The following is a 17,021-nucleotide window of genomic DNA, read 5'->3' as shown; positions in this document are numbered from 1 at the left end:
ACGCAACCGGGAGCCGTGAGCGACGACACCGAGTCGGGGACGGGCGGGGCGCCGACGAGCGGCGGGGGCGACGGCCGGTCGGGACCCGCCGGTCGTGGACGACGGCACGAGCGGCTGAACCGCCACGCGACGCCGGGGCCACTGAACTCGCTGCAGCACTGGCGCGAGGCCAAATCGATCCCGCAGGTCGTCTACAACTACCTGTTCGTCCTCGTCGCGCGACTCGCGCCCGCGCTGCCGGTGAAGGCGTGGGCGCTCCGGCGGCTCGGTGTCACCGTCGGCGACGGCGTCTCCTGGGGCCTGGAGGCCACGCCCGACGTGTTCTGGCCGGAGCTGGTGACCCTGGAGGACCACGTCATCGTCGGCTACGACGCGACCCTGCTCTGTCACGAGTTCCTGCAGTCGGAGTACCGGACCGGCGAGGTGGTGCTGCGCGAACGGGCGATGGTCGGCGCCGGGGCGGTCGTCCTGCCCGGCGTCGAGGTCGGCGCCGGCGCGCAGGTCGCGGCCAACTCGCTCGTGGCCGAGGACGTGCCGGCCGGGGAGACCTGGGCCGGCGTGCCGGCGAAGCCGGTCGACGGGGAGGGGTAGTGCGGCGGGCTCAGTTCCGCATCCGGACGACGCCGGTCTCGAACACCTGCCGGTTCGGGACGACGAACTCGCGGCCGTCGCTCTCGATGCGGGTGACGAACACGTCGACCTCCTGAACGATACCCTGCTGACCGTCGATGACGACCTCGTCGCCGATGGTGTACGGCTCCTTGAGGACGAGGTAGATGCCGGCGGCCGCCGAGGAGAGCATCTCCTTGAACGCGAGGCCGCCGATGAAGACGAGGCCGAAGACGTACGCGCCGAGCAACACGAGGAGTGCGGCCGTCGCGACGCCCAGCTGTCCGAGCGCGACGAGGGCGGCGATGTAGAAGACACTGTACTTGACCAGCAGCGGGAGGGCATTGGCCTCGGGGAGCTTGACCGAGCGGAGCCGCTCGCCGACCACCAGCTCGGCCTTGTCGCCGACGACGAGCCCCGTGATGACGACCAGGGCGGCGATGAACAGCCGCGGGATGAGGTCCGTGAGCCCCTCCGTGAGGAGGCCGGCGTTGACGATGCCGGCGGCCTGGAGGGCGAAGACGGTCCCGACGGCGATGACGAACAGGCCCGAAAGCCGCGAGACGAGCTTGACCGTCGAGGTGCCGAGCCGCTGGGCCGTCCGCTCGAACAGGGTTCCCTCCACCTCGTCCGGGACGCCCGCGTCCGTCAGGAGGCCGCCGAGCACCCGGGCGACCAGGACGCCCAGCAGGACCGCAACGACGATGATGACGCTGGCGACGAACAGGTCGACCTCGCTCGTGAGCAGCCGCCGGAGCAGCCGTCGGACCGCGTCGAGCTGGACGACCATGGCTCAGTAGTCCTCCGGGTCGAGTTCGAGCACCAGCTGCCCGCCCGAGAACGCCCGTACCAGCCCGTCCGACTCCGAGAGGACGATGGACACGGCGTTCGTGTCGCGGGTGATGGCACCGCCGGCCATATGCCGTGCGCCGAGGCCCTTCGGGATGTCGACGCCCTCCGCCGAGGGCTCCAGGTAGCGGTAGGCGGAGACGATCTTCCCGGAGTCGGAGATGATGAACGCGCCGTCGAGCCGCGAGAACTCCTTCAGCATCACGTTCACGATCGGGTCGCCGACGTGGACGTGGCTCTTCTCGAACGGGTTGTACGACAGCGGACGGGACTTGTTCATCACCTTACCCGCGTCGCCGACGACGAACAGCGCGCCCACCGGCTTGCCCTTCTGGCCCTTCTTGCCCAGTTCGATGGCCACCTCCAGCACGTCCCGGATGATGTGGGCCTCGGCCCGACTGTCCGCGAACAGTTCGTAGACGCCCGAGCGGGCGAACTCCCCGGCCCGGACCCGGACGACGCTGTCGATGTCCTCGGCGAAGGTCTTGGCGGCACAGAGCGCGGTGCTCCCCTCCTCGAGCAGTTCGTTCTCCAGAGCCCCCTCCAGCCCGAACCGGATGCGCTGGGAGACGTCGGCGAACTCCAGGGGCAGGTCGACGAAGTGCTCGGCGTCGACCGTGTTCTCCTGGGCCACCACCACGACCGGCAGATCGGCCCCGGCGGCCCGCTCGTAGTACGACCCGCTCGGCCCGAACAGCAACACGGCATCCACGCCGTTCGTCATATCTCCGACAAGGTCACACAGGTCGCTCATCAGTGGTAGCTCTCGGACGACGGACAAGAGGTTTGTGGGCAGTCGTGCGTACGGCTCACGCATGTCGGAACGCCGACACGACACCGGCAGCGGTACCCACGATATTTGATACCAGGGGTCGAACCGCGGCCATGGCCACCGACGAGTCACCGGCCACCCGACTGTACCGCCATCGACACGACACGCTCGTGACCGAGCGCGGCGACCCCGCGGACCCGTCGCTCGTCTGCGCCCACGGGACCCTGATGGACCGGACGATGTTCCGCCCGCAGCTGGAGGCGCTGTCCGACGACTACCACGTCCTCGCGTACGACCTCCGGGCGCGGACGGAGTGGCACGCCCGGCCGTACGACCTCTACGACCTGGCCGACGACTGCGCCGCGCTGCTTGCCGCCCGCGGTATCGACTCCTGCATCCTGGCGGGCATGTCGATGGGCGGGTTCATGGCGCTCCGGTTCGCCGACCGCTACCCCGAGCGCCTGGACGGCATCGTGATGATCGACTCCATCGCCCAGCCGCACGAGGAGGCCGATATCGAGCAGTACGGGCAGATGATAACCACCACCCGCGAGCTGGGGGAGGTCCCCGAGCCGATGGGGGAGACGGTGCGGCATATCCTGTTCGGCGCCACCTCGAACGCCGAGCGGGCGGCCCTCGTCGACGGCTGGGTCCAGCGGTGGCTCACCTACCCCGGCGAGGCGGTCTATCAGGAGGTCTCCTCCTGGCTCGAACGGCCTGACTTCACCGATGAACTCGCCGGCATCGAGGTCCCCGTCCTCGCCATCCACGGCGAGGAGGACACCGCGCTGGAGATGGAGAAGGCCGAGGACATGGTCGGGCATCTGCCGGACGCTCGACTGGAGTCCATCCCCGAGGCCGGACACTCCTCGAACCTCGAGAACCCCGCGGCGGCGAACGCCGCCATCCGGGAGTTCCTCGCGGACGTGTACTGAGCGGGGACCGGCGGCAGGGCCGGCCTCACGACGCGCTCCTTATACACCGGCGTCATCTATCGCGGCACATGGGTAAGGTGAGCATCGCGTTGCGAGGGTGGCGGTTCGACGAGGAGGAGGTCTTCACCGAGGAGGGGGAGCTCCGGAGTATCGACGAGGTGTCGCCGGACACCCGGGACCGACTCGTCAGGCTGTCGGTCGTCGCCGGCCAGCCGTGCAGCGCGTGCTGGCTGATCCACGGTGACGAGGACATCCAGGAGTGCAACGTCGCGCGGGTCGTCTACGGCGAGCCCCTCCACGAGGTCATCCTCTGTAACGACCACGAGCCGGACTTCCTCTACTGGTACCAGGAGGCCGGTGGGTCGCAGTACCGCGGTGAGGCCGAGACGTTCGAGGAGGCCTTCCAGGAGTGGTTCGCCGACGGGAACCGGGCCCCCGAGGGGTACGAGGGGATGCAACACGTCGAGACGGACCCCGACAGCGTCCCCCAACCCGACGCGGAGGTCGAACAGGACACGCTGGAGGAGGCCATCGCGGAACTGGACGACGAGGAGCGCCAGGCGCTGGAGACGGACTTCGGCGACCTCGACATCTGAGCGTTCCCCCCCGCCCGCTACGCTCGCGAGGAGGCCGACATGTCAGTAAAGCCGCCCGTTATCTCGTAATTCGACATATAATACGGTGATTCGTCATGTTCTGTCTCTGCTTCCGCATAGCGGATAACACTCGACTACGGTAGGTGGCCGGTATCGAGGTCCCCGACCACACCCTTTTGCCGTTACCCTGTGACGGGCGGGGCATGCATCCGACAGAGGGCGACGAGGTGCCGGGGTTCGAGGCGCTGCTGGCCGATGGCGAGACGTTCCGTGCGACGACGCTCTCGGAGGCGACCGGCGACCGCGGTGCGGTCCTGGTCTTCTTCGGCTTCGTCTTCTCGGCCATCTCTGACAACTGGTGGCGCGCCTACGAGCGCAAGGGCTGGCACGAGTTCGACGAGGTGCCCGTCTACGGTATCGGTCGCGACGGCCCGTACGGCATCAACGCCTTCCTCCGGGGCATCGACTCCCCGTTCTCCGTCTTCGCGGACGTGGACGGCGAGATCGCCGACGCCTACGACCTGCTCGTCGAGCGTGACGGAATGGCCGGAACCAGGACCTCCCGACGCGCCGTGTTCGTGCTGGACGACGAGGGCGAGGTCCAGCACGCCTGGTCCACTGACGAGTGGATCCACCCGGTGCCGACCGAGGAACTGGAGGAGCAGATCGAGTCCCTCTGAGGCGTGTCCGCCTACTGCCCGACCTGCGGGACCCAGACCGCCGCCGTCGAGGTCGACCACGGCGCGGGGTCGGTCACCTGCCCGTCCTGTGGCGACGAGCGCCCGTTCCGGTCGCTCCCACTGCACGTCGTCGTCGGCGCCTCCGGTACCGGCAAGACGACCGCCTGGCGTCGGGTCGTGGGGACCATCGACGCGGCGGTCCTCGACTGGGACATCACGACCTTCGACGAGGACGGCGGCTACGGGGCGCACCTGCGTGAACTGGCCGACGGGCCGCGGACGGGGTTCTGGCTCCGGCTCAGTGCGAACCTCCACCGCTCGGGAGTCCAGGTCGTCCTGTTCACCGGCGCGGTGGGTCCCGACGAGATCGCCGATCGCCCGGAATCCCGGTACTTCCCGACGGTCCGCTACCTGGCGCTGACCTGTGACGCCGGGACGCTTCGCGAGCGCCTGCGCGACCGTCGGGGATGGGAGTGGGCGCGGGACGAGGGGTTCCCGTGGGCGGACCTCGACCTGCAGACGAGTATCAACGCTGCCTACCGCGAGGCGGCCGCGGACCCGGACTCGCCGGTCACGGCCGTCGATACCGGCGAGCGCACGCCACCCGAGGTCGCCACGCGACTCCGCGAGTGGGTACAGCGCGGTCTCGGCTGACCGCCACGCGCTATCGATCGCCGTAGACCGTCGTCCCGGGGTGGAACTCGACCCACGCGAACCAGTACATCGGCGTCGCCGTGCTGGCGCGCCGGAGGGTCGCCCCCCCGTACGGCCCGTCGACCGCCTCCCCGGTGGCAAGCGACCACGCCGACCCGCCACCACGTATCCGGCCGTTCTCGACGCTGCCGGAGAACGACAGGACCGACCCGTCGACGACGCGGACGTACGCCGCCGGCAGTGGATCGGCCGCGACCACGACCGGGAGGTTCCCGACCCAGTCCTCGATGACGCCGGCCTCCCGGACGGCCGGGAGCGGATACGCCGTCGTGGCGTCGGGCGCCGTCACCCCGAGGACCAGCTCGCGTGCGGGGAGCCGGTCGTCCGCGACATCGAGCGTGACCTCCGCGACCCCGACGTGGCCGCTGCCGGCCGACCCCGCGCGGACCGGGTCGAGCGGTGCCGTGACGGTCCCGGAGGCGGGCGGCGGAAGCAGCACACGCGTGTCCGGGTTCGCCCCGCGCCAGCGCGACCACGTCGTGAGGCTCGACGGGAGCAGTGACAGCGCCATCCCGGTCGCGGGACCCCGGATGGCCGTCGCCAGCAACTGACTCCACAGGCTCGCCGTCGTGTGGTCGTACAGCACGAGGTCGGAGCGGTAGAGGTAGCCCGAGGCGCTGAAGTCTGCGGGCTCCCCGCCGACGGTCCGCTCGGCGACGACCCCGCTGGCACAGAGCGGGCAGTAGGTGACCAGCAGCGGGCGGTCGCCGAGCGTATCGTTCACGACCTCGTGCCGAGTCAGCAGCGAGAGCGGGTAGGCGCGAGCCTCGCCGTCCCGGCGGACGCCGACGACGAGGTCGTTCGGCGCGAGCGTCCCCTCGACAGCGCCCCAGTCGCCCGCGGACGCCGGTTCAGCGATGGCCGGTATCGACCCCAGCGCCGCGCCCCTGACCAGGTCGCGTTCAGGCACCGGCAGGTCGATGTCGTCGAACGACGGCTGCCGCGGTGCGGTCGCCACCTCGTGACCAGCCGGCGACGCGGCCCCGTCCTCGGACCGTACCCGGAGGCCGCTACAGCCCGCGAGTCCGGTACAGCCAGCGAGCCCGAGGAGGTAGCGCCGGCGGTCCATATCGGCACGTCGGCCCCTGAGGGCTTAGCGGATGCGAGGGCGTGCGCGACGTTGCCACAGGCGCCCGCCAGGGGCGGTTCGTACTCCGTGCATCCGCGCGAGCGAAGCGAGCGCGGTTCCCCGGCCGGAGCGCCCGCAGGGCGCGGAGGCCAGTCGACAGTTTTTCCCCAAGTTTTTGCGAGGAGTGGTGCCCGCAGGCGCGGCGAGGCCGCGCCGAGGACACCCGACGAGTAAAAAGTGCGGGTTAATTGACGCCCATCTGCTTCGCGATGGTGTTGAGCTGGATCTCGTCGGTCCCCTCGACGATGCGGAGGAGCTTGGCCGTCTCCAGCTCGTGCATGAAGTCGTTGTCCTCGCTGAGCCCGTTCCCGCCGTGGACCTGCACCACGTCGTCGGCCACGTCGAACATGACGTTGGTGGAGAGGTACTTCACGATGGAGGAGTCCTCGATGGCGTTCTCGCCGTTGTCCATCTTCCAGGCGAGCTGGAGGCCGGCGGCGTCGGCGGCGTACGCCCGGGCCTTCCCCTCCGCGAGCTTGTGTGAGACCCCCTGGAACTTGCCGATGGGGCGGCCGAACGCCTCGCGGTCGTTGGCGTACTGGGTCCCCTGCTCGATGAGGTACTCCGTGTGGCCGACCGCGCGGGCGCCGATCTCCAGGCGGCCCAGCGAGAGGAAGTCCATCGCGTCGTAGAACGCGGTGTCGATGTCGCCAAGCACCCGGTCCTCCGGGACGCGGACGTCGTCGAACTGCAGTTCGGCCTGCCGCCCGACGGCGGAGTGGGCGTTGTTGAGCGAGGAGACCTCCAACTCCTCGGCCTCGACGATGAAGCAGCTGATGCCGCCGTACCGGCCCATCTCCTCCTGCGGGCTGGTACGGGCGAACACCTGCACGAAGTCGGCGTACGGGCCGTTGGTGATCCACTGCTTGGTGCCGTTGATGACCCACTCGTCGCCGTCCTTCTCGGCGCTCGTCTGCATCGACGGGGAGTCCGAACCGGCCCCGGGCTCGGTCTGTGCGAAGGCGGTGGACTTCTCCCCCCGGACGGCGGGCTTGAGATACTGCTCGACCTGGTCGCCCTCGGCCTGCATGAGGAGCGGCTTGGGACCCTCGGGCCCGGCCAGCATCGCGGAGTGGAGCCCCGGCCCGTGCGAGGCGACGTGTTTGAGCGCGCGATACCACGTCACGTTCGAGACCCCCTCGCCGCCGACCTCCTGGGGGAGGTTCATCGCGTAGAAGCCCGCCTCTGCCGAGCGCCGGCGGACCTCCTGCAGTGCCTCGACGACCTCGGGGACCATCCGACCGTCGTCCTCGTGGCGCTTGCGCGGATTCGACCACGTGTCGCCGAGCTCGTCCTCCAGCGGCGCCACCTCCTGCTCGATGAAGTCGTCGATGGACTGGAGGATGAGGTTGGTCTCCTCGTCGGTGTCGAAACTGACCCCCGCCGGGGCTACATCCTGGGTTGCCATGTCTCGGACTACGGCGGCGCCCTCTTAATCCCTGCGCGCGGGGTACACGGCTAGTTTAAACGAACCGCGCGTGGCTCGTTTACTCGAACCATCCGGGCCGTCGGTGGTCCGCGGTCCTACTGCTCCAGCTCCATGTCGACGCCCAGGTCCTCGAGCGCGAGGTTCAGGTTGCGCCGGTTCGACCGGAAGGTCAGGTCGAACACGTCGCCGACGGCCGGAATCGAGCCGATGCACAGGTCGACGGCGATGTTCAGGAGCTGACGAGCGATGGTCCCGTAGGAGACCCCGAGCCGCGCCGACTCGGCGACGATATACAGCCCGATGACGGTGGCGACACTGTCACCGGCGATGGGCAGGACGCCGAGGATGGGGTCCAGCCCGACGCGGACGCCCAGGACCGGGAGTTCGAACCCGTCGTCCAGGAGGCGGACGACGGCGTGCATCCGCTCGATGGCGGCCTCGTCGACCCGGTTCGGTGTCGCGGGCCCCTCGGCCGGCGTCTCGACCGGAACCTGCTGACTCATGGCCCCATGAATGACGGGTACACCGGAAAGGCTTCCGGCCACAGCCGTGTGTCTCAGGGGCAATACACGCATATCCGCGGCCGTAAGGGAGGAATCGGGGGGTGTAGTTGGCGGCTGGACGCTCCGGACGGCTACCGGTACAGTGCCGGGGGGAGCCCGTCACTGCGGACGGGCCACTCAGTCGGCGGCTTCCTCGCCCAGCGTCACGTCGGCGAACCGGTCCCGGAGCACCTTCTTGTCGAACTTCCCGGTCGAGGTGCGGGGGATGGCGTCGACGATCTCGTAGCGGTCGGGGAGCCACCAGGCGGGGAACCGCTCGCCGAGGAACTCGTCGAGGTCGCCACCGCTGACCTCGTGGCCGTCCCGCAGGACGATGCAGGCCATCGGTCGCTCCTGCCACTTCTCGTGGTCGACGGCGATGACCGAGGCCTCGGAGACGGCCTCGTGGGCCATCAGCTCGTTTTCCAGCTCGACGCTGGAGATCCACTCGCCGCCGGACTTGATTACGTCCTTCGTCCGGTCGACGATATCGAGGTAGCCCTCCCCGTCCATCGTCGCGATGTCGCCGGTCTTCAGCCAGCGGCCCGTCTCGTCGTCGACGAACGACGCCTCGGTGGCGCCGGGGCGGTTGTGGTACTCGTCGACCACCCAGGGGCCCCGGACCTGGAGTTCGCCGAACGCCTCGCCGTCGTGGGGGACCTGCTCGCCGTCGTCGTCGATGATGCGGGTATCGACGGCGGGAACGGGCATCCCCGCCTTCGCCCGGTTGGCGTAACGGGTCTCGGTGTCGGCGTCGGCGACCTCCTTCCGGAGCACGGAGAGGCTCCCGAGTGGGCTCATCTCGGTCATCCCCCAGCCCTGGATGATGGGGGCGTCGAACTCCTCGTCGTAGCGGCGGATGAGCGACTCCGGCGGCGCCGACCCGCCGACGGTGAGCCGGTCGATGCTGGAGATGTCCGCTTCGGGGTTGTCCTCGAGGTACTCGGCCATCTCCAGCCAGATGGTCGGCACCGCAGCCGAGAGGGTCACGTCCTCCTCGTCGATGAGTTCGGCGATGGGCCCGGGCTCGCTGTGGACGCCCGGCAGCACCTGCTTGGCGCCGACCAGCGTCGCGGCGTACGGCAGCCCCCAGCCGTTGGCGTGGAACATCGGCACCACGGGGAGCACCGTCTCGGACTCGCCGACGCCGTTGGCGTCAACGTGCCCACACATCAGCGTGTGGAGGTAGACCCCGCGGTGGGAGTAAGCCACGCCCTTGGGCTTGCCCGTCGTCCCGGAGGTGTAGCACATGCCGCACTCGGCCTCCTCGTCGATGTCGGGCCAGTCGTAGTTGGTCGACTGCTCGGCCAGCAGGTCCTCGTACGCGACGACCGGCTCCAGCGACGTCTCCGGCACCTCGTCGGCCAGGACGACGTACTGCTCGACGGTCTCCAGCCGGTCGGCGTTGGCCTCCACCTTCTCGATGAACGCCGGGTCGACGAACAGTACCTTGTCCTCGGCGTCGTTGATGATGTACTCGAAGTGCTCGTCCGGGAGCCGCATGTTGCACATGTGGATGGAACGACCCGAACACGGTGGCCCGAAGTAGCACTCCAGATGACGGTAGTTGTTGAGCGCGACCGTCGCCACGCGCTCGCCCTCGTCGACGCCGAGGTCGTCGAGCGCGTTCGCCAGCTGGGCCACCCTGTCACCCAGGTCGTCGTACGTGTAGCGGTGTTTCGACCCGTCCGGCCGGACACTGACGATCTCCCGCTCGGGGAACAGTGAGGTGGCGCGGTCGAGGACCTTCTCGAGCGTGAGCTGGTAGTCCATCATGGCGTATGCCCTCGATTGGCACGGGACGTATTCGTTCTTGCGGCGAAGCCGCCCGTGACATCCACGGTGGATGGTGACCCCGTTTCCGGGCCTGCGGACGGGTGGTCGCCCCGGGATGTCGCGAGCGACGACCCCGACGGCGACGGCCACCCGGGTCAGTCGGGCGTCGTCCCGTGTTCGGTATCGCTGCTCGCGGTCGTCGGGTCGGGGTCGGTCTCGAACGACCGGCGGCGTTCGGCGAAGCGCTCCCTGTCCTCCGTCAGCCCGGCCTCCCGCGCCAGGTCGACGGCGCGGTCGCAGTGACCGGCCGCCGTATCGAGGGCGCCGGCCGCCTCGCACGCGTCGACCAGCAGGTCGGTCGCCCACAGCGCCGCCGGAACCGCCCCGGCGTCCCGGAGCCGGTCGGCGGCATCCGCGATGGTGTCGGGGTCGCCCGTGACCGCGCCCTGAACGGCCTCCGCGCGGGCACGGACCAGCCTGTTGTCGGCCGCCTCGGTGATGTCGAAGACCTCGTCGAGCCGCCGTCGGGCGACGTCCCCGTCGTCCCGGCGGCGGGCCAGCCGCGCGAGTTCGAGCCAGCAGTTCGCCTCGCCGTCCCGGTAGCCCGTCTCCGCCGCGAGCGAGCGCGCCTCGGACAGTCGCTCGGCCGCACTGTCGAGGTCCCCGGATTCGAGCGCCACGACGCCGGACGCCCGGAGCGCGTCGCTCTCGCCGCGGCGGTCCTCGACCTCGCGGGCGAGGTCGACCGCCCGTTCGAGTCGCTCGCCCGCCGTCGCCGCGTCGCCGGTCCGGTGGGCCAGCAGCCCGTGGTCGATCTCGAACTCCATCTCGACGTGCCTGTCGCCCGTCTCGCGGGCCAGTTCGAGGCCACGGTCGAGGGCCTCCCGAGCCCGGTCGTAGTGACCTCGCCGGAGGTAGACGCGGCCGAGCGCCCCGACCACGTACGCCTCGGCCGCGGGCCCGCCGCACTCTGTCTGCAGGTCGAGCGACCGGCGGAACCGTCGCTCGGCCGTCGTCAGGTCGCCGCGGTGGCGAGCCAGCGTGCCCAGATTGTGGACGGCCCGCTGCTCGCCCGCCAGGTCGCCCAACGACCGTCGGATGTCCAGACACTCCCGGTGGGCCGCCGCCGCGTCGTCGTAGCGGCCCAGCTTCCGGTAGACGATGCCGAGGTTGTCCAGCGCGTCGGCACGGTCGCCCGGGCCGCCGGCGTCCGCGAAGTCGTCGAGGCTCCCGGTCAGCAGCCGCTCCGCCCGGTCCAGGTCGCCACGGTACTCGGCCAGGACGCCCAGATGCATCCGTGCGACCGCAGCTTGTCGCTCGTTGCCCGCCGCCCGGGCCCGCTCGGCGGCGGTCTCCATCAGCTCCTCGGCCCGGTCGAACTCGCCGCACCGCCGGGCCACGTCGCCGAGCCCGTGAATCGCCCGCCAGACTAGCCGGTCGGACGCGTCGCCGAACCGCCCTGCCTCGGCGCCCTCGCGGAGCTGTTCGTACGCGTCCTCGGCCGCGTCCGGGTCGCCGGCGAGCATCCAGCTCTCCGCCCGCTGCCCCTGCACCCGGCCGCGGGTCGCGTCGCTGCAGGCGGCCGGTAGCTCCCCCTGGCCGTCGGTGCCGGCCAGCGCCGGCGCCAGCGCCGGGAGGTCCGGACCAAGCCCGAACAGCCGCTCGGTGGTATCGTCAGCCCACTCGCCGGGCGCCGCCGCGATGCGGTCCAGCACGGCCGCCGCGCCGGTTCCGTCGCCGGTCACCGCCTCACGGGCCGCGGCTCGCGCGTCGGGAGTGTCGCCCAGCGCGAGCAGGCGGGTGCAACAGCGTCCGAGCGTGTCGGCCCCGCCGTCCGCCAGCGCCGACCGCAGGTAGACCGTCGACCACGAGTCGTGCACGGTCCGGAACCGGTCCGTATCACGGCCGAACAGCACCCGTCCGTCGAGCGCGTCGAGACCCGACCGAACGGCGTCCGAGTCGGCCTCCACGGCCGCGTGGACGTACGCCGCATGCACGGGCACCCCGGCGGCGTTCAGCAGGTTCACGATCAGCCCGACGGCGACGGCGGCGTCGCCGCGCTCCTCGAGGTCCGTCCGGACCGCCTCGACCGCCGACTCCAGGCCGCTCGGCGTCGTCCGACCCTCCAGTCGTGAGGCCAGTCGATGCGCCAGGAGTAGGGGTTCGGCCGGCGCCGCGCCGTCCCCCGGGCGGCGCTCGTCGCGCACCGCCGTCCGGAGCTGTTCCGCCGAGACGTCCACGGCGGCGTCGACGAGCCGCTCGAACCGCTCGGCAAGCCGCTCGGCGTCACCGTCGAGGAGCGACGGCATCCGGATGGCCTCGGCCGCCTCCGGTGGCTCGACCGGCAGGTCCGTCGGGGGGTCGCTCCAGTCCGAGGCCCGCGAATCCAGCAGGACGGCCGCCTCGCCGTCATCCAGCGAGGCCACCACCTCGAACACGCTGCGGGCGTCCGGGGCGAGGCAGTCCTCCACGACGACCAGCGGGTCGTCCGCGTCGCGGACGGCGGCCGTCAGCGCGCGGACGGCGTCGAATCCCGGCTGGTGGCCGCCCTCGCGATAGAAGACGGTACCGCCGTCGCGGTGCCACTCGCAGGCGACACGCTTGCAGACCGTACTCTTCCCGCTCCCCGGCGGGCCGACGACCGCCACCGGTCCCTCCCGTACCCGCGACAGCAGGTGGTCGGTCATCCCCGTCCGCTCGCCGTCGCGCTCCAGCGTCGGGTCCACGGCGTAGCCCGCCTGGACCTCCGGGAGCCCCGGCCCCGCCAGCCAGGCGTCGACCGGGTCGGCGGTCGGTCGCGTCGCGAAGTACGACTCCGACGGCCGGACGAACCCCTCCCGCTCGAGCACCGGGTCCAGCGACGGCCCCTCGTCGGCCGGACGGTCCTCGGCCGGCATCACCGTCGTCGCACGCTCCGCAACCGTCGCCAGCCGTTCCCGGGCCCAGTCGGCCGCCGGCTCCGCGTCGTTCCGGAGCGTCCCGTGGACGGTCCCGTCGTCGTAGATGATGCCCGTCGTCGTCTCCTCGCCATCGCGCTCGGTCACCACCAGCCCGTAGGCGGGGACGGGGCCGGTCGTCAGCTCCATCTCGGGCCGGTTTAGCAGCACTTCGAGCCGGCGCGGGAACTCCTCGCGCAGCGCGTCGAGCAGCGACCGGCTCACCGTCAGCGCCGCCGGTCGCCCCCCGGAGACGACGTGCTCGTAGAGCAGCCGGAAATGCCGCGGGTCGTCGAGGGCCGGCAGCGCCCCCCGGTACCGGTCGGCCTCGCCGATGGCCTCGTGGAGCGGCTCCAGCGCCCGGTACGGCGACGGTTCGGCGCTACGCTGGCTGGTGGCGCCCCGTAGCATCGCCACGTCCAGGTCGGTGTCGGGCGAGAGCGGCGCCACCACCGGCTCGGCCGCCGCCGTCGCCGCCAGCGATTCGCGGTACGACCGGTGCTGCTCGACGGCCACCCGGCCGGCGTACGTGAGCGCGTAGCCCCCGCGGCGCTGCTCGACGAGGCCGGCGTCACGTAATCGTCGGATGGCGCGATCGACCGTCGAGCGCGAGGTGTCCAGCGACTCGACCATCTCGGGCTTGGCGTGCGGTTCCCCCAACAGCGATAACAGGTCCGCTCGACGCGCCACCAGATCAGCGACGGTTCGTCCACCCCTCTCGTCCGGCATCAGCCGTGCGAATGCGTGCCACTCGTGTAAATCTGCTGGCGGCAGTGGCCCTCTACCGACCACCGACGGCATCAGCGTCCGGGTGAGGGACGGCGGGTCGGGGGGCCGCGACGCGATGTCGATACGGGGGACGTTCACCGGAGTTGCCCCGCCGGGCTCCACGAGCGTGGGCCACTCAAGACGTGACAGGGTGGCTCAAACGATGGGTTGAATACGGGGCCAGTTCTGCCGCCGAGTGCCCGGCCGTGACCGGGACGGGGGAACGCACGATGCCATGTCCGTTCCATGACGACGACAGCGACGGCACCGGTGATGTGGAACGGAACGAGAGCTCTGCCCGCGAGGGAGGACCTGAGGCGTCCGGCGGTGAGCGCGGTCGGGACCGCGACCGACGCGGCGTGGACCGTCGCGACTTCATGCGCTCGGCGCTTCGGCCTCGTCGTCGCCGACGGCACCCCCCGTATCGTCCGTGCAGCGGAGAGGTCGTAGGCCGGTATCCCGGGATGTTTTACGTTGGAGAGCCGGTTCTACCGAATAGGTGGCACTTTCGGGCGAAATGGGCCGGATAACTCGATAATCAGGCCGTCATGACGGCGTCGGTCAGCCAGCAGCCGTCGAGGTCCCCGCGGTGGTCCCGGGAGAGGCGGAACCGGTAGGTTCGCGACCGGCCCTCGGGCCCGGTGAGGGCCACTTCGGCCGTGGCGCGCCGGTCCCGGACCTCGACGGGTCCGAGCGTCGCCTCCCGATGGTCCACCATCGCCGCGTACGGCTCGCTCCGGACCATCCGGCGGAAGGCGTCGAACGGGCCCGTGTTCGCGCGGTTGGCCGGGGAGGCGAACCGCCAGGCCGTCTCGATACCAGCGTCGTCGCGCGGGTGGTCGTTGTGGCGGAGCGCCTCGACCTGGATGCGGACCACGTCCTCGGCGCCGTGCGTTGGCGACGGTTCGGGCAGCGAGTGGGTGTCGTCTGACTCGGACCGACCGTGTTCGTCGGGGTCTTCCGGCATGTATTCATCTGGGGGCGCGAGACGGCTGTATCCTTCGCCGTTCCCTTTGCCCGGGGCGGACGGCGAGTGCGACCACCTCCCCCCGTCCATCCGAGCGGGAGTCTTGAAGTGCCACCCCCCGCACCGAACGGTATGCGACTCGACGACGTGCGGGTGCTCGACCTGACCCGCCTCCTGCCGGGACCGTACGCCACGCAGCTGCTGGCGGACATGGGCGCCGACGTGGTGAAGGTGGAGGATACGGGCGCTGGCGACTACGCCCGCCACACGCCGCCGGTCACCGAGCGCGGGACGGGCGCGCTGTTCGACTCGGTCAACCGCGGCAAGCGGTCGGTCGCCATCGACCTGAAGAGCGACGCCGGCCGGGAGGCGTTCATGGAGCTGGCGGCCGGGGCGGACGTCGTCTTCGAGCAGTTCCGCCCCGGCGTGGTGGACCGGCTCGGCGTCGACTACGACAGCGTCCGCGAAGTCAACGACGAGGTCGTCTACTGTTCGCTCTCGGGCTACGGCAACAGCGGTCCCTACCGGGAGCGCGCCGGCCACGACCTGAACTACGTGGGCGTCGCCGGACTGCTGGACATGACCCGGAACGGCGAGGACGACGCCCCCCGGGTCCCGGGCTACCAGATCGGCGACCTCGGCGGCGGCCTGTTCGCCGCGTTCAGTATCGTCTCGGCGCTGCTCTCCCGCGAACTCGGTAACGGCGGCGGCGAGTATATCGACGTCTCGATGACGGACGTGGTGGCGTCGTTCTCCCAGTCGGTCGCCTACGAAGCGCTCGCGGGCGAGGACCCACGCCCCGGCGGGACCGCACTCACCGGGCAGTACCCCTGGTACGACGTCTACCAGTGTGCCGACGGCCAGTACATCACGCTCGGGGCGCTGGAGCCGGAGTTCTGGCAGGCGTTCTGCGAGGAGGTCGGCCGCGAGGAGTGGGTCGGCGAGCACATGAGCGGCGACCCGGACCGACGGGCCGCACTTCGGGAGGGGCTGGAGGAGCTGTTCGCCGAGCGGACCCGCGAGGAGTGGCTGGCGGAGCTGAGCGACGGGACGATGACGGGGCCCGTCCTCACGCCGGCAGAGGCGTTCGAACACGACCAGCTCTCCGAGCGGGTGGTGAAACGGCCCGCGGACGCGCCACCGCGGGTCGGCTTCCCGGCGATGGGGACCGACGTGCCGACCGACACCGACGAGTCCGTCCCCGGCCACGGTGAGCACACCGCCGCGGTCCTGCGCGAGGCCGGGCTCGACGATGACGAGGTCGAGTCGCTGCTGGATTCGGGGGCCGTCAGCTGATGTCCAGGTCGGACGCCGCGGCCGAGGTCAACGGGGTGGGGTTCCTGCTGCCACAGGTCGGCCCGGACCCGGCCGAGGTGGCGGTCCGGGCCGAGGAGCTGGGCTACGACTCGGTGTGGCTCGGCGAGCTCTGGTACACCGCGGCGCCGGTGAAACTGGCCGAGATCGTCGAGCGGACCGAGGCCGTCGAGGTGGGGGCGGCCATCCTGAACGTCTACTCGCGGACGCCGGCCACGCTGGCCATGACGGCCGCGACGCTGCAGCGCGATTCGGGCGGCCGGTTCACGCTCGGGCTCGGGACGAGCACTCGCAAGTCGATCGAGGACCTCCACGGGCTGTCGTTCGATGACCCGAACCCGGCCCGGCGCGCCCACGAGTGCATCGAACTGGTCCGGGAGTTCCTGGAGGGCGGCGGCCGGGTCGACTACGATGGGCAGGTCTTCCACGCGGCCGACTTCCCCGCACTCGGGTCGCGGGTTCCGCTGTACGGCGCGGCCCTCGGCCCCGCGAACCGGCGGGTCGTCGCGCGGCTCTGCGACGGCTGGATCCCCCACAACGTCCCGTTTCCGGCCCTCCCCGAGGCCTTCGACTACATCCGCGAGCACACCCCCCCGGACCGTGACGCCGAGGACATCACGGTCGCGCCGTACGTCCCCGCGGCGGTCCACGAGGACCCCGCCGAGGCCCGGGACGCCATCCGCGGCCACGTCGCCTACTACGTCGGCAACGGCGAGGGCTACCGCCGGGCCGTCGCCGACCGGTTTCCGGACGGGGCCGATGCCGTCGCCGAGGCGTGGCGGTCGGGCGAGCGCGAGGCCGCCCGCGCGGCCGTCACGGACGAGATGGTCGCGGCGCTGGGCGTGGCGGGGACGCCCGAGGCCGCCCGCGGACAGTTCGCCGACCTCCGCGCGATGGACGTGCTGGACCGGCCGCTCGTGACGATTCCGCAGGACGCCCCCGGGATGCTCGACGCGACCATCGAGGCCCTGGCGCCCGGGGGGTAGGCAGTCGGGCCGCGTGGCG

Annotated in this window: 15 protein-coding genes; 7 read left to right on the top strand and 8 right to left on the bottom strand. The window is 71.0% G+C overall.

The genetic code is table 11. From position 1 onward, the window contains the following. The first annotated feature begins 15 nt into the window (after nt 1-15). On the top strand, nt 16-591 hold the full coding sequence (locus tag DP107_RS08445; RefSeq protein ID WP_144261720.1) for an acyltransferase: 576 nt from the start codon (nt 16-18) through the stop codon (nt 589-591). A gap of 10 nt (nt 592-601) precedes the next feature. On the opposite strand, the gene DP107_RS08440 is transcribed toward DP107_RS08445, so the two are convergent. Next, nucleotides 602-1,399: a mechanosensitive ion channel domain-containing protein gene (locus DP107_RS08440; protein WP_144261719.1), complete on the bottom strand. Its 798-nt coding sequence runs from the start codon at nt 1,397-1,399 to the stop codon at nt 602-604. Nucleotides 1,400-1,402: 3 nt separating this feature from the next. After that, the gene (gene dacZ, locus DP107_RS08435) at nt 1,403-2,212 is read right to left on the bottom strand and encodes a diadenylate cyclase DacZ (RefSeq protein ID WP_144261718.1); all 810 of its coding nucleotides are present in this window, start codon (nt 2,210-2,212) and stop codon (nt 1,403-1,405) included. A 131-nt stretch (nt 2,213-2,343) separates the two neighbouring features. Here dacZ and DP107_RS08430 point away from each other — a divergent pair, with 131 nt between their 5' ends. The 4 genes from DP107_RS08430 to DP107_RS08415 all read left to right on the top strand — a co-directional run bounded on the left by DP107_RS08430 (nt 2,344) and on the right by DP107_RS08415 (nt 5,095). Beyond that, nucleotides 2,344-3,165 carry an alpha/beta fold hydrolase gene (locus tag DP107_RS08430; RefSeq protein WP_144261717.1) on the top strand — a complete coding sequence of 274 codons (822 nt, stop codon included), beginning with the start codon at nt 2,344-2,346 and terminating at the stop codon, nt 3,163-3,165. A gap of 68 nt (nt 3,166-3,233) precedes the next feature. Then, complete coding sequence (locus tag DP107_RS08425) at nt 3,234-3,761, top strand: hypothetical protein (RefSeq protein WP_144261716.1); 528 nt, start codon at nt 3,234-3,236, stop codon at nt 3,759-3,761. A gap of 203 nt (nt 3,762-3,964) precedes the next feature. After that, entirely contained in the window at nt 3,965-4,441 is a 477-nt protein-coding gene (locus tag DP107_RS08420) for a peroxiredoxin family protein (RefSeq protein WP_144261715.1), read from the top strand. Between the two features lie 3 nt (nt 4,442-4,444). Further along, on the top strand, nt 4,445-5,095 hold the full coding sequence (locus DP107_RS08415) for a hypothetical protein (RefSeq protein WP_144261714.1): 651 nt from the start codon (nt 4,445-4,447) through the stop codon (nt 5,093-5,095). 10 nt (nt 5,096-5,105) lie between these two features. Here DP107_RS08415 and DP107_RS08410 read toward each other — a convergent pair whose 3' ends face one another. The 6 genes from DP107_RS08410 to DP107_RS08385 form a co-directional block, all read right to left on the bottom strand. Beyond that, nucleotides 5,106-6,224: a DUF3179 domain-containing protein gene (locus DP107_RS08410; protein WP_144261713.1), complete on the bottom strand. Its 1,119-nt coding sequence runs from the start codon at nt 6,222-6,224 to the stop codon at nt 5,106-5,108. 244 nt (nt 6,225-6,468) lie between these two features. Further along, nucleotides 6,469-7,692 carry an acyl-CoA dehydrogenase family protein gene (locus DP107_RS08405; protein WP_144261712.1) on the bottom strand — a complete coding sequence of 408 codons (1,224 nt, stop codon included), beginning with the start codon at nt 7,690-7,692 and terminating at the stop codon, nt 6,469-6,471. A 116-nt stretch (nt 7,693-7,808) separates the two neighbouring features. Further along, nucleotides 7,809-8,216 carry a DUF4112 domain-containing protein gene (locus DP107_RS08400; RefSeq protein WP_144261711.1) on the bottom strand — a complete coding sequence of 136 codons (408 nt, stop codon included), beginning with the start codon at nt 8,214-8,216 and terminating at the stop codon, nt 7,809-7,811. A gap of 177 nt (nt 8,217-8,393) precedes the next feature. Beyond that, nucleotides 8,394-10,028, bottom strand: coding sequence for a long-chain fatty acid--CoA ligase (locus DP107_RS08395; RefSeq protein ID WP_144261888.1), 1,635 nt, complete (start codon nt 10,026-10,028; stop codon nt 8,394-8,396). Nucleotides 10,029-10,186: 158 nt separating this feature from the next. Then, nucleotides 10,187-13,696, bottom strand: coding sequence for a tetratricopeptide repeat protein (locus DP107_RS08390; protein ID WP_144261710.1), 3,510 nt, complete (start codon nt 13,694-13,696; stop codon nt 10,187-10,189). Nucleotides 13,697-14,273: 577 nt separating this feature from the next. Beyond that, nucleotides 14,274-14,702 carry a DUF4864 domain-containing protein gene (locus DP107_RS08385; RefSeq protein ID WP_144261709.1) on the bottom strand — a complete coding sequence of 143 codons (429 nt, stop codon included), beginning with the start codon at nt 14,700-14,702 and terminating at the stop codon, nt 14,274-14,276. Between the two features lie 132 nt (nt 14,703-14,834). Between DP107_RS08385 and DP107_RS08380 the strand changes: the two genes are divergently transcribed. Next, complete coding sequence (locus DP107_RS08380) at nt 14,835-15,998, top strand: CaiB/BaiF CoA transferase family protein (RefSeq protein WP_144261708.1); 1,164 nt, start codon at nt 14,835-14,837, stop codon at nt 15,996-15,998. Further along, nucleotides 15,998-17,002 carry an LLM class flavin-dependent oxidoreductase gene (locus tag DP107_RS08375; RefSeq protein WP_144261707.1) on the top strand — a complete coding sequence of 335 codons (1,005 nt, stop codon included), beginning with the start codon at nt 15,998-16,000 and terminating at the stop codon, nt 17,000-17,002. Before DP107_RS08380 ends, DP107_RS08375 begins: the two co-directional genes overlap by 1 nt. The last annotated feature ends 19 nt before the right edge of the window (nt 17,003-17,021 follow it).

The organism is Haloglomus irregulare (genome assembly GCF_007421925.1).
In the GTDB taxonomy this organism is placed as follows: domain Archaea; phylum Halobacteriota; class Halobacteria; order Halobacteriales; family Haloarculaceae; genus Haloglomus; species Haloglomus irregulare.
Note: the sequence above shows the minus strand (reverse complement) of the source record. Positions and strands in the feature narration are given on the sequence as shown.